Raw genomic sequence first — 12977 nt, forward strand, 5'->3', positions numbered from 1 at the left:
ACGAACCGTCCGATCCGATGGAGGGCGGATGTATGGCTAATTTCTCAGGCGAGATTGCTGTCCATGACAATAGGTGTCGCGAAACATGGGTTTCCGAATCGTGCTCATAGGCTTCCCTGGCGTCGGAAAGTTGACCATCGCGAAAGAGTTGAGCGCATTGGTTTCGGCAAAAATTGTCGACAACCACTCTATCAACAACCCAATCCTGCGTCTGCTGGATGAGGATGGAACCGCGTCGCTTCCAAAGGGAATATGGGAGTTCACGGGTCGGGTTCGGCAAACCGTCCTTGATGCAATCACCGCTTACGTGCCGTCCGCCAATTTCATTTTCACCCATGCCGGTATCGAGGGTGATGAGCGGAGCCTTCGTACCTTTCAACAGATCGCCAGTGCTGCTGAAGCCTGCGACGCCGTTCTGGTGCCGGTGCGATTGCTGTGTGATGAAGAGGAGCTGGCTCACCGGGTTTCGAACCCCGAGCGACGCGAAAAGTTAAAATCCACCGACGTGGCAGCCTCGAGAAATCGCAGCCGCAGGGCGCGGGTTTTCGATCCATGCCACCCAAACACATTGGTCCTCGACGTCACTTCCGCGCCAGCGGAAAAAACGGCCACCGCAATCCGCGATCATATTCTGAAGGTTCTTGCCGACCTGTCAGCCTGAAATTTGTCGGAGTTGATTTTATTGGCGCTACGATCGTCGATACGCCTGACGGGCGGCAGGTGAGTCGTTCTGACAAACTATCGGTTTACGCAAAGACGGTCCGAAGGCCGGCTGACGCCCGTCGAAACATCGTAGCGCGCGGATGGGGGCTCCCTCATCCACGCGCCGAAGTAGCCGATTTTTGCGGCCTGCGTGTTGTGGCGATCGGACGACCGCCACAACGGCTATCATTACAGGAGAAAATCGCCTGCCCCCAGGTGGACGAGGCCCTTCAGCTGAATCTCGAAGTCATGAATGCCGTCGCCGTTCGTGTCGGCCTGAATAACGGTAACATCGTTCGCGGTTCCGGCGTTGTCGTCATAGTGCCAAGCGAGCGCGCCAGCCTTGTGATCGAACAAGGCATTCTCCTGTGCCTGGAAATGGAAGGTTCCATTGCCCGCCGCAGAGCCATTCGCATCGATCGCCGAGATGTCGATCTTATCGACGCCGTGCTGGAAGTCGGTGATGACGTCGCGGTTCAAGCCGGACCCGGTTTCCGTCGGTGCCTTCAAGATAAACGTATCCTCGCCGGTGCCACCGGTCATAATGTCCTTTCCGGCACCACCAATGAGGACATCATTGCCGGCGCCGCCGTCCAGCTTGTCCGCGCCGGCCCCGCCAGTGAGAACGTTGCCGCCGTTATTGCCGCCGGTCAGTACGTCGTTGTAGCTTGAGCCGGTCAAGTTTTCGATGCCGGCGATCTTGTCACCGGTCGCCTGGCCGCCCGATGCGACCTTAGTCGCCAAGTTGACGTTGACCGCGTCGGAGCCCTCATAGCTGGCCGTGTCATTGCCAGTACCGCCGTCGAGCACGTCCGCGCCGGCCCCGCCCTTCAACACGTCACTACCGCCGAGACCCTTGAAGGTTTCGTTGCCGCCGTTGGACTGACCGGTGTGCGGCAGGATGTCATTACCGTTGGTGCCGATGAATTCCTTTGTCGGCGCCGTTGGCGTTGTCGGTTGCGTCGGCGTGGTTGGCGTTGTCGGATTCGTCGGTGTGGTTGGGGTTGTCGGATTCGTCGGTGTGGTTGGGGTTGTCGGTTGCGTCGGCGTGGTTGGTGTTCCCGGTGTCGCACTGGAGCCCGATTCGTAGGCACCCATATCGACAGTTCCAACGACGCGAGCGTGGCCGTCCAGGTCGACCGAGCCGACGCCGTACTTGGCGGTTCCGCCGTCGATCGCTGCCGAGCCGGAGGCGAGGTGGAAGTTGTCGCTCGCTGCCCCCGCGAAATGCGGGTCGATGCCGAGCTTGTTGCCGTTCGCCGTGCTCGGCATAGCGTTGCCGCCGTCGGTATTGACCGAGGCCTGGCCGGCCGTGCCGTTGTAGGTGTTGTTGTTGGCCCAGACGACGTTGGCGTTGGTATAGCCGCCGTACGACGTGTTATCGACCGCGGTGTTGTTCTTGTTCACCGACGGGTCGGCAACGGCGATGTTGTTGATCCAGGTGTTGTTGCTCGACTGCGCGTTGCTGAGTTCGCCGCGCCAGGTGCCGTCGTTCAGCAGGTCCTGATTGTTGTGGTATGCGGTGTTGTTTTTCACCGTGACGGAGTCGCTCCAGGTCACCTGGATGCCTTTGCTGCCGTTCTCATAGACGAGGTTGTTGTCGACCAGGGTCTTAAACGTGTAGTTCGGATGACCGCTCGTCTGCGTGCTCTGGAAATCGTCGATGATGATGCCGTTGCCATCGGTGTGCGCACCCGACTTCGTGACGTTGTCGTGCGAGATGTTGTTCCGGATGATGTTGCGGAAGCCGCCATCGTCCGGCGCCCCGGTGATATTCCGGTTCTGGTAGAGAGAGATGCCTGAAAACCAGCCGGCACTCGCATTTTTGTAAGTCTCGTTCCCTTCGATCGTGATGAAGTCAGATCCGGCGAAGGCAATGCCGGACGCACCGTTGTCGTGGGAAACGTTATTTTCGATCTTCACATGGTGGACGCCATCACCAACGATGCCGTGCGAATCGCTCCCGTAGACCTCGAAGCCCTCGACCGCTACATAGTTGGCAGTGATGTTGATACCATTTGCGCCGCCCGATGCTGAGTGGATCACCGCTCCACCCGGTACCTCTGAGCGCAAGGTAATGTAGCCGGCGGCGGAACCATCCTTGTACATGTTCACCGACTCGTTATAGGTGCCAGCGCGCACTACAACCTCGTCGCCGGGCTTAAGGTCCGACGCCATCGCGTCGCTGATCGTGCGAAATGGGGAGGAGGCACTGCCGTTACCACCGCCGCTGCCAGTCGTCGCTACGTAGTATGTCGTCATTGTCTTGTTCCTCAACCTTAGCGTTGTCTTTGCCGATTACTATTTTTAGTTAATCAGGGGTTACGGCGGCAGGTTATAGGGCGGCGTTTTCGGGGGCGCAACAGCAACGAGACAGTAAGTGCTTGAGAAACATAGCCATATTGCTGCCACATTATCCAAATCGATCCGAAGTTACGGTTTGAAATATTTGGTGAATTTCGAGTCGCCCAAAATGTGGCAAAATATAAGTCTCGCCTACCGCGAATTATTCTTTCTGCAACTATAGCGAAATGCATCTTTTGAAAACGTTGGAGAAATCTGGCGGGCGTGGCTGGATTCCTTCCCTCAAAGCGGAATAGTCATTTTTTTTGTGAATTTAACAATTTTGGGCAGTTTCGCCCTATGATTGGCACCGATCGAGATGGAAAAGGGCGGGAATGACCGTCGTCGATTCGGGTCAAACCTATTGCCCAGGGCCTCAAGCGGAACCGCTTTTCCCCCGAGATCATCCGGCGGCGGTGCGACTATACTTTCGGTTTCCGCTGAGCCTGTGTCATGTCGAAATCCTGCTTGCCGAGCGTGGTGCCGATGTCTTGCAGGGTCTCTCGTTTTGCTGACCGCGTTGGAAAGAAGCCTATCGACGGTCGCCGCAGACCTGTGAGTTGTCCCAGTCGCAGCAAACGGACGACAACTGTTTAAGTCGAATGGCAGCGGTGATGGCCGCCAATTCGACCTTGCTCTGCATCCGGCAGTCCCGATGGGGGATCAATGGCAGCGGACGCTGTGATGCGATCCGACAAATGTCAGCCGACTCCGGGAGCATCGGCTTTGCCAGGCCCGTTTCTCGATACGACCGACAACGGGAGCGAAACGCACCTAAGGCATGAATGACAACCCCGTGCCCAACGGATTGCCGACGGCTTGCAACGACGAGATCGCAAGCCAACGAGCGATCCTATTTTAACGGCCTTGGAAAATCTTGATGATCTTCGGAGTAAACCGGTGCTGTCTGACGTCGATAACGTCCTCATAGGTAAGGCGGCCGGAAACCACGGCTGCAACAAATCGCTCGCATGCAACTCTCGGAGCGTCCTTGTCCGAAACGTTTGTCACAATGCCGGCGCCGCGGCGGCCGTTTGCATCGAACCCCTTCGCGCATTCCTTCACTGCTTCATTTCTTGCTCTTGAGCTGCCTTGCAGCAGTGTGACGTAAGCATCGTAGTCCTGACGTGTCGGCACGCAGGCAGTCAGCAGTCCCATGGCAATCATTACTGTTAGAATACGAGCGCGCATTATTAAAATATTCCCTTAATTACCCAAATGAACAGCGTCGGCTGTTTTATTTCGATTCGTGTGACACGGGAAAGACCATGCGCGAGTTGCGATGTCGATCATAAGGTTGGTTTGCCGCGCTTTGGACGGGTTCGACCTGCCGGTATACTGCCGCTAATCACAATAGGCGGGATTTCGTTTCGGCCGATGCGATGTAACCTGACCATCAATCGTCTGGGAGCGGAAACATGAGAACGATATTTTCGAGCGTCGGAGCTGCGGCATTCTTGCTGTCGGCTGTCAACACCTATGCCGTCGACCTTCCGGCCGGCGCCAAGAAGGTCACGATGGAAGAGTTCAAAGCATTTGCTGACGGCAAGCATGTGAAGGTGGAGATTGTTGATATGGAAAAGCCTGTGACCGCTGATCTGGTCTGGAACTGGAAAAAGGCGACCATCACCGGTAAGGCCGATGTCGGCGGCAAGATGATAGACGTAAAAACCAAACTCACGTTCAAGGGCGATAAAGCTTGCTCCCACGGCAAAGGCGAAAAGCCAAGCTGCCATTTTATCTATATAGACGGCGACAAGTTCTATGAAGTTCGCGATGACATGAAAGTTCATGCGGTTTCGACGGTCGGTTAAGCTTCGCAGTCTACCGCAGCTTCGGCCGCGGCCGATCTAGGAAACACGCTGACATGCGCGCAAGTGTAGGCAATAAGCCCCGCCAACACGGCGGGGTTTCTGTTTTGACCTTCGAACTTCTATAGCGGATCGGCGCCGTTCGGCCCTTCTCAGCGATCCAGAAAATGCTCGAAGTAAACTTCGGGAATGGGGTAGGCGTAGACGCCTCTGTCAATGAAGCCGCGCCTGGAGAGGCAACTTCTGAGCGCCGTGTTGTAGTGCAGGCTGCGTGGATCCGGTGAGCCGCGTTGCCATGAACCTGCCTCCGGCACGCACCAGCGGAGCGCTTTGTCGTATCGAGCCAGCAGGACCGGCTCGGTATCGACCCGAATGCCGCTGTAGGAGCGATAGTTTGAAGGGGATTCCGCGGCCGAAATACAGCCCAAGCCAAGTGCAACGCCAACGACTGCCATCAATCTCATTGGATTTAATTCTCCCGTGATCGATTATCGAAGTAATCGAGCGGAACGTTATTGGTTCCAGTGCCTGCGGGCAAGGGCACTGATGGCCTGACTGGCGTGTGCCTAGGTTGCCGACGCACCATGACAGATGAGCCTCTATCACGAAGCGCCGGCAGCTTTCGCTCATCGATCAATCCAGGAGATCGGCCGGTACTTTGCCGCCATTTTCCGAAAGGCGTTTCATCAGCGCCTTGTGCAGCCACATATTCATCTTTGCGGAATCACCGGTGTCGCCGGTATAGCCGAGTTCAGCGGCAAGTTCCTTGCGCTCGGCCATGCTCGCATCCATCCCGACCGCTTTCATCAAGTCCACGATCGAGTGGCGCCAATCGAGTTTCTGGCCGCTCTTTTTCACGGCCGCGTCGAGGATCGGGACGATATCGACATTTGCTGCGGCCGGTGCCGTGGCCGGCTTGCCCTGAGCGGGAGCGGCCGCGGGTGCGGGACTGGGCGCTGCCGATGGCGAGGCGGGAGCCGGGGCGGGCTGCGTCTTCGGCGCGCTTGATGCACCCGGTTCGGCTGCTTTCGCTTCTCCGAAAATGGCGTGTTTGATCTTGTCGAAAATGCCCATTCTTGAACCTCCAGTTCCATTAGATGAGAACATTCTGAAACATGGACTTCCTGGCTGATATATCCAGACGGAGGGGAGTTATTTTTGGCGATCTCAATCAGTGATGGAAAATCCAGCGCTGAGGCAAGGTTCTGGCGATCTGCAAAGGGCTGAGAAAGGATCCATCGCCACCCAATCGTCGCGAGAACTGCGCTTTGCTTGCCGGCATTCAAGATTCCTGACGCAGCCGGACAGAAATACTGCGCCGGTGCACTGGTCGCGGGAAGATATGTTCGCTTTCGGCACAGTCGGGCTGGCAATTCGCATTTCGATAACCGTGAAAGAACATTGGACGCCGCTCAGCCGACTTGCCGTGCCGTGCTTTGAAACATTCGTCATCCCCTCACGTTGCCTTGCCATGGATGTCCTGCAGGCTGCAGGCGTCCAGACGATCGAAGGCACGCGCGTTCCTCGATTTTCGATTGCCGGGCAAATCGCCCGGCGAATGGAAACGGAGGAAAACATGACACATAATCACAATAGACTATCGCTGGTGGTGCTTGCATCCACCTGCGCCCTGCTTGCGATGCCGGCAAGCGATGCACAGGCTATCGATGTCGGCGTATCGGTAAATGCAGGCAATGCCGCAAGCGCCGATGTCGGGGCATCGCTCGGCGGCGGCAGTGGCGTCAGCGCCGATGCCAACGCTTCCGTCGGCGGATCGAGCGGCGTCAATGCCGATGCGACCGTCAATGTCGGCGGCCGGAGCATTGATGCCGATCTCAACGTGGGGGCCGGCGGCGGCAATGGTCTCGATGCAAACGCCAATGCCAGGCTCGGCGGCGGGCGCGACGCCGATTCTGATCTCAATGCACGCATCGGCGGCTCTGATAGGCTTGATACTGACACCACGGCCTCGGTCAGACGCGGCAGCGGCATCGATGCCAATCTCGCGGTCGGCGCGGGAGACGGGGCAGGCGGCAGCAACAGATCCGCTGCTCAGGGTACCCTCAGCGCATCGCAGGCCCGCACCCTGCAGGATTTCCGGGCGAGGCCCGTCAATGAGCAACGCAAGATGCTTGTCCGTTGCGCGGATATCTCCTCTCCAGGCGGGTCCGCTTCGGGCGGCTCTGATTCTGGTCTTGCCGGTCTCTGCAGTCTGCTGCAGGCGTCAGCTTCGCGCTGAACGTGAAAGACCCGCCGAACCGGAAGGCGCGGCGGGTCCATTAGGAAAGTCTTCCCAAGCTTAATGCAGGATCTGGCTGAGGAACAGCTTGGTGCGTTCGTGCTGCGGATTGTCGAAGAATTCGGCCGGCGAATTCTGCTCGACGATCTGGCCCTGGTCCATGAAGATGACGCGGTTGGCGACCTGGCGGGCAAAGCCCATTTCATGGGTGACGCAGAGCATGGTCATGCCTTCCTCGGCAAGACCGACCATGGTGTCGAGCACTTCCTTGATCATTTCAGGATCGAGGGCCGAGGTGGGCTCGTCGAACAGCATGATCTTGGGGTTCATGCACAGCGACCGGGCGATCGCCACACGCTGCTGCTGGCCGCCGGAGAGCTGTCCCGGATATTTGTTAGCCTGCTCGGGGATCTTGACGCGCTTGAGGAAGTGCATGGCGACCTCTTCCGCCTGCTTCTTCGGCATTTTGCGCACCCAGATCGGCGCCAGCGTGCAGTTTTCCAGGATCGTCAGGTGCGGGAAGAGGTTGAAGTGCTGGAACACCATGCCGACTTCGCGCCTGACCTCGTCGATCTTTTTCAGGTCGTTCGTCAGTTCGGTGCCGTCGACGATGATGCGGCCCTTCTGATGCTCTTCCAGGCGGTTGATGCAGCGGATCATCGTCGATTTGCCCGAACCCGACGGGCCGGCAATCACGATGCGCTCGCCGCGCATGACCTTGAGGTTGATGTCGCGCAGCACGTGGAAATCGCCGTACCACTTATTCATGTTGACGATATCGACCGCCACTTCCGTTGCGGAAACGGTGAGCTTTTTAGCTGGAGCTTCAGCCATGACTATTTTCCCTCATTCTTATCGTTTGTGGCCGGTATCGAGATGGCGTTCAATAAAAGCTGAATAGCGCGACATGCCGAAGCAGAAAAGCCAGAAGGCGAAGCCGGCGAAGATCAGGCCGGTCAGCGGCGTGACCGCACTGGCCCAATAGGCGTCGCTGAAGTTCAGGCGGACAATCCCGAGCAGATCGAACATGCCGATGATCGAGACCAGCGACGTGTCCTTGAACGTACCGATGAACGTGTTGACGATGCTCGGTATGACAAGCTTGATCGCCTGCGGCAGGATGATCAGCCGCATCTTCTGCCAATAGCCGAGGCCGAGCGAATCGGCACCCTCGAACTGGCCCTTCGGGATCGCCTGTAGGCCGCCGCGGATGACTTCTGCCATATAGGCCGAGGTGAAGATCGCAACGCCGATCAGCGCCCTGAGCAGTTTGTCGACATTCCAGCCGGTGGGCAGGAAGAGCGGAAGCATGACGCTTGCCATGAACAGCACGGCGATCAGCGGGATGCCGCGGACGACCTCGATGAAGCCGATGCAGACGGTGCGGATGATCGGCATATGCGAGCGCCGCCCGAGCGCCAGGATGACGCCGAAGGGAAGCGAGACGGCGATGCCGACGAAGGAGAGAACCAGCGTCACCATCAGGCCTCCCCAGAGCGATGTCTCCACAGGCTCGAGCCCGAAACCGCCGCAGAGCAGCCAGAAGGAGAAAAGCGGCAGTGCGATGAACAGCAGGATCGCGTTCAGCCCCTTGCGCGGGGCGCGGGGGATCAGCATCGGCACCATCAGCGCGATGAAGAGGATGCCGACGATGGTCGGGCGCCAGCGCTCGGAGAGCGGATAGCGGCCATAGACGAACTGGTCCATCTTGGCGTTGACGAAGGCCCAGCAGGCGCCGCTCCAGCCATCCGGCTGGATGCCACCCTGCACGGTCGTGGCGCAGAATGTCCGGTCCGGGCCGCTCCAGACGGCTTGGACGAACAGCCAGTTGATCATATGCGGCAGCACCCATGCGAGAAGGGCAAGGGCAAGCACCGTCATTACCATATCTTTGGGCGTCGCAAGCAGGTTCTTGCGGACCCAGGCGATGGCGCCCCTTTGGCCAAGCGGGGCAGGTTCCGGTGCCAGCATGGCGGTTCTGACGAAGGATTGATTGGATACCGACATCTTATCGCTCCACCAGGGCCATTTTGGCGTTGAACCAGTTCATGAAGACCGAGGTCACGACGCTGAGAAGCAGATAGGCGATGACCACGAGGAACATGATCTCGACGGCCTGGCCGGTCTGGTTGAGGATCGTGCCGCTGACAGCGAAATAATCGGCGAAACCGATGGCGATCGCCAGCGAGGAATTCTTGGTCAGGTTCAGATACTGGCTTGTCAGTGGCGGAATGATGATGCGCAAGGCCTGCGGCACCACGACGAGGCGTGTGATGCTCGACGGATGCAGGCCAAGCGCGCCTGCCGCCTCCGACTGCCCCTTCGCCACGCCGCGAATGCCGCTGCGGACGATTTCGGCGATGAAGGCGGCGGTATAGAAGGAGAGCGCCAGGAAGAGCGACATGAATTCCGGACCGACGACGCTGCCGCCGGTCAAGTTGAACTTGCCGGCGACCGGCATGTCGAATGACATTGGCAGACCGCTCAGCAGGAAGGCGAGGATCGGAAGCCCGATGATCAGGCCGATCGATGCCCAGACCGTATGGAACTGCTTGCCCGTGGCCGCCTGCCGCTTATGTGCCCATTTCGCCAGGACGACCGCCGCGACGATCCCGATCAGCAACGCGATGCCGACGGCCCACATGCCGGTCTCGAAGATCGGTTTCGGGAAGGCGAGCCCGCGATTGTTGAGGAACATGTTGAGCGGCAGGTGCAGCGATTCACGCGGCTGCGGCAGCACGGCAAGAACGCCGGAATACCAGAAGAAGATGACGAGCAGCGGCGGGATGTTGCGGAACACTTCGACATAGACCGTGCAGAGCTTGGCGATCAGCCAGTTGTGTGACAGTCGGCCGATGCCGATGATGAAGCCGATGATCGTTGCCGTGATGATGCCGGTGATGGCGACCAGGATCGTGTTCAGAATGCCGACGAGCAGTGCGCGTCCGTAGGTGGAATCGCTCGAATAGGCAACCAGCGACTGGCCGATCTCGAAACCGGCGCGTCCGCGCAGGAAGGCGAAACCGGATGCGGTATTGCTGCGGGCAAGGTTGACCGCCGTGTTGTGCGCGATCCATGTGACCGCCACGACAAGCACGACAATGGTTAGGATTTGGAAGAAAATCCCGCGTATTCGCGGGTCGTACATAGCCGAGTGCCAACTCCAGCCGGTATCGTGCAAAGGTATAGAAGCCTGTTGCGTCATGCCGAGCCAATCCCCTGTGAGCCCGTTTTTGGGCTTTTCTTTTTGGAAGAGGAAAGGCGTTTTACCGCCTTTCCCGGCTTGTCAAACGGTGCGCGAAATCAGCGAACCGGCGGAGCGTACTGGAGGCCGCCCTTGTTCCAGAGCGCGTTCAGGCCGCGTGCGATCTTCAGCGGGCTGCCCTGGCCGATATTGCGCTCGAAGACTTCGCCGTAATTGCCGACATTCTTGACGATGTTATAGGCCCAGTCGTTGGTCAGGCCGAGGTCGGTGCCGATCTTGGTGTCGGCCTCGCTGCCGAGGAAGCGCTTGATGTCGGGGTTCGGCGAGTTCTTCATTTCGTCGACATTCGCCTGGGTGATGCCGAATTCTTCGGCGTTAACAAGCGCGTAGGCCGTCCAGGAAACGATGTCGAACCACTGGTCGTCACCCTGGCGGACTGCCGGGCCGAGCGGCTCTTTGGAGATGATCTCCGGAAGAACAATGTGCTCGTCGGGGTTCTTCAGCGTCAGACGCAGCGAATAGAGGCCGGACTGGTCGGTCGTGTAGACGTCGCAACGGCCTGAATCATAGGCCGCGTTGACTTCTTCGAGCTTTTCGAAAACCACCGGATTGTACTGAAGATTGTTCGCCTTGAAATAGTCGGCGAGGTTCAGTTCGGTGGTCGTGCCGGACTGCACGCAGATGGCGGCTCCCGAGAGTTCCAGCGCCGACTTCACGTTCAGGCCCTTGCGAACCATGAAGCCCTGACCGTCATAATAGGTGACTGGGCGGAAGTTGAAGCCGAGGGCGGTATCGCGGTTGATCGACCAGGTGGTGTTGCGCGACAGGATGTCGATTTCACCGGACTGCAGTGCGGGGAAACGATCCTTCGCCGACAGCGGCGTGTATTTGACTTTGGTCGGATCGCCGAGGACGGCGGAAGCGACGGCCTTGCAGAAGTCGACGTCGAAGCCGGCCCAATTGCCGGAAGCATCAGGCTGCGCGAAACCCAGAAGGCCGGTATTGACGCCGCATTGCACGAAACCCTTCGCCTTGACGTCTCCGAGAGTGGTGGCCGAGGCGGCCGAAGCGCCAAGTGCCAAAACTGCTGCGCCGAGAGCGGCGGACAGAAGCTTGTTCTTCATTTTTTTCCCAACCTTTTCCGTTGTCTTATATTTTCTTGTGGGAGCTCCGGCCGAAAACCTGCCGCCTCCCATGTGTCTCGACACCCTCCCGGCGCGAGTGGGTCTATCACAGTCTCAAATGTCACTATGGTCAAGTGTCGCCATCAATAATTGCGGCAAAATTCAGAATTTTGGTGGATTGCGCCGCATTCGAAGGCGGCTGATTACGAAATAGGCGTCCGGTTGCGGAAAAATAACGCGAAAATCCCATTTTTGTCGTCCCAGAACGTTGTCTGCAATCCATCGTCAAGGGGTTGACCGGAAACGGCGGCGCGTCCAAAAGTCTGGTTTTGCGACCCCTCGCTAAAGGCTATTCCCGACATGAAAGACAAAGACAGCGTGCTGCAGAACGCCGGGATCAATACCCGCCTGACCCATATCGGCAACGACCCTTTCGACTATCATGGCTTCGTCAATCCGCCGGTCGTGCATGCCTCGACGGTGCTGTTTCCGAATGCGCGGACGATGGAGACGCGCTCGCAGAAATATACTTACGGAACGCGCGGCACCCCGACGACGGATGCGCTTTGCGAGGCGATCGATGCACTCGAAGGCTCGGCCGGCACGATCCTCGTACCCTCGGGTCTTGCGGCCGTCACCATTCCGTTCCTGGGTTTCGCCGCCGCCGGCGACCATGCGCTGGTCGTCGATTCGGTCTATGGCCCGACCCGGCATTTCTGCGATACGATGCTGAAGCGCCTCGGCGTCGAGGTGGAATATTACGATCCGGCGATCGGCGCCGGCATCGAGACGCTGTTCCGCCCGAACACCAAGCTCGTCCACACCGAGGCTCCCGGCTCCAACACCTTCGAGATGCAGGATATCCCGGCGATCTCGGCGGTGGCGCACCGCCACGGCGCCGTCGTCATGATGGACAATACCTGGGCGACGCCGCTCTATTTCAGGCCGCTCGATCACGGCGTCGACATCTCCATCCACGCGGCGACGAAATACCCGTCCGGCCATTCCGATATCCTGCTCGGAACGGTATCGGCCAATGCCGAGCATTGGGAGCGGCTGAAGGAAGCGAATGGCGTGCTCGGCATTTGCGGCGCACCGGATGACGCCTACCAGATCCTGCGCGGCTTGCGCACCATGGGCCTGCGCCTCGAGCGGCATTATGAAAGCGCGCTTGCTATCGCAGAATGGCTGGAGGGCAGGGAGGACGTTGCCCGCGTGCTGCATCCGGCCCTGCCGAGTTTTCCCTCTCACCATCTCTGGAAACGTGATTTCAAGGGCGCCAGCGGCATCTTTTCCTTCGTGCTCGCCGCTGATGGCCCAGAAAAATGCAGGGCAAAGGCGCATGCCTTCCTCGACGCGCTCCGGATTTTCGGTCTCGGCTATTCCTGGGGCGGCTTTGAAAGCCTCGCATTGCACGCCCACCTCAATGATCGCAAGGTCGCCAAGGCTCCGACGGATGGGGCGGTGATCCGCCTGCAGATCGGCATCGAGGACGTTGCCGACTTGAAAGCCGATATCGAACGGGGTTTTGCCGCCGCAAGCGCCGTCTGAGC

12 protein-coding genes are annotated in these 12977 nt (G+C 58.7%); 4 read left to right on the forward strand and 8 right to left on the reverse strand.

The genetic code is table 11. The features are described 5' to 3' along the window. Positions 1–85 precede the first annotated feature (85 nt). Positions 86–661 (forward strand): hypothetical protein, encoded by a 576-nt coding sequence (locus RLEG4DRAFT_RS18720; RefSeq protein WP_003578995.1) that lies wholly within the window; start codon positions 86–88, stop codon positions 659–661. A 230-nt stretch (positions 662–891) separates the two neighbouring features. Here RLEG4DRAFT_RS18720 and RLEG4DRAFT_RS18725 read toward each other — a convergent pair whose 3' ends face one another. Continuing rightward, positions 892–2964, reverse strand: coding sequence for a choice-of-anchor Q domain-containing protein (locus RLEG4DRAFT_RS18725; protein ID WP_003578998.1), 2073 nt, complete (start codon positions 2962–2964; stop codon positions 892–894). 939 nt (positions 2965–3903) lie between these two features. Next, positions 3904–4236 (reverse strand): hypothetical protein, encoded by a 333-nt coding sequence (locus RLEG4DRAFT_RS18730; protein ID WP_003578999.1) that lies wholly within the window; start codon positions 4234–4236, stop codon positions 3904–3906. A 227-nt stretch (positions 4237–4463) separates the two neighbouring features. On the opposite strand from RLEG4DRAFT_RS18730, the gene RLEG4DRAFT_RS18735 reads away from it, so the two are divergent. Beyond that, a complete protein-coding gene (locus tag RLEG4DRAFT_RS18735; protein WP_003579001.1) occupies positions 4464–4859 on the forward strand; it encodes a hypothetical protein in 396 nt (131 codons plus the stop codon). A gap of 149 nt (positions 4860–5008) precedes the next feature. Here RLEG4DRAFT_RS18735 and RLEG4DRAFT_RS18740 read toward each other — a convergent pair whose 3' ends face one another. Together RLEG4DRAFT_RS18740 and RLEG4DRAFT_RS18745 are read right to left on the reverse strand one after the other, a co-directional pair. Then, positions 5009–5320, reverse strand: a complete 312-nt coding sequence (locus RLEG4DRAFT_RS18740) for a hypothetical protein (protein ID WP_003579004.1) — start codon at positions 5318–5320, stop codon at positions 5009–5011. Positions 5321–5489: 169 nt separating this feature from the next. Next, positions 5490–5930, reverse strand: coding sequence for a DUF3597 domain-containing protein (locus RLEG4DRAFT_RS18745; RefSeq protein WP_003579006.1), 441 nt, complete (start codon positions 5928–5930; stop codon positions 5490–5492). 502 nt (positions 5931–6432) lie between these two features. Here RLEG4DRAFT_RS18745 and RLEG4DRAFT_RS18750 point away from each other — a divergent pair. Beyond that, complete coding sequence (locus RLEG4DRAFT_RS18750) at positions 6433–7095, forward strand: hypothetical protein (protein WP_003579008.1); 663 nt, start codon at positions 6433–6435, stop codon at positions 7093–7095. A 60-nt stretch (positions 7096–7155) separates the two neighbouring features. Here the strand turns inward: RLEG4DRAFT_RS18750 and RLEG4DRAFT_RS18755 are convergent, their stop codons facing one another. The 4 genes from RLEG4DRAFT_RS18755 to RLEG4DRAFT_RS18770 form a co-directional block, all read right to left on the reverse strand. Beyond that, positions 7156–7929 carry an amino acid ABC transporter ATP-binding protein gene (locus tag RLEG4DRAFT_RS18755; RefSeq protein WP_003579010.1) on the reverse strand — a complete coding sequence of 258 codons (774 nt, stop codon included), beginning with the start codon at positions 7927–7929 and terminating at the stop codon, positions 7156–7158. A gap of 18 nt (positions 7930–7947) precedes the next feature. Beyond that, entirely contained in the window at positions 7948–9102 is a 1155-nt protein-coding gene (locus RLEG4DRAFT_RS18760) for an amino acid ABC transporter permease (RefSeq protein ID WP_003579011.1), read from the reverse strand. Between the two features lies 1 nt (position 9103). Next, the gene (locus RLEG4DRAFT_RS18765) at positions 9104–10300 is read right to left on the reverse strand and encodes an amino acid ABC transporter permease (protein ID WP_003579012.1); all 1197 of its coding nucleotides are present in this window, start codon (positions 10298–10300) and stop codon (positions 9104–9106) included. 98 nt (positions 10301–10398) lie between these two features. Then, positions 10399–11424, reverse strand: a complete 1026-nt coding sequence (locus RLEG4DRAFT_RS18770) for an amino acid ABC transporter substrate-binding protein (protein WP_003579013.1) — start codon at positions 11422–11424, stop codon at positions 10399–10401. Between the two features lie 360 nt (positions 11425–11784). Here RLEG4DRAFT_RS18770 and RLEG4DRAFT_RS18775 point away from each other — a divergent pair, with 360 nt between their 5' ends. Next, complete coding sequence (locus tag RLEG4DRAFT_RS18775; RefSeq protein WP_003579014.1) at positions 11785–12975, forward strand: cystathionine beta-lyase; 1191 nt, start codon at positions 11785–11787, stop codon at positions 12973–12975. The last annotated feature ends 2 nt before the right edge of the window (positions 12976–12977 follow it).

It is taken from the genome of Rhizobium leguminosarum bv. trifolii WSM2297, assembly GCF_000271845.1.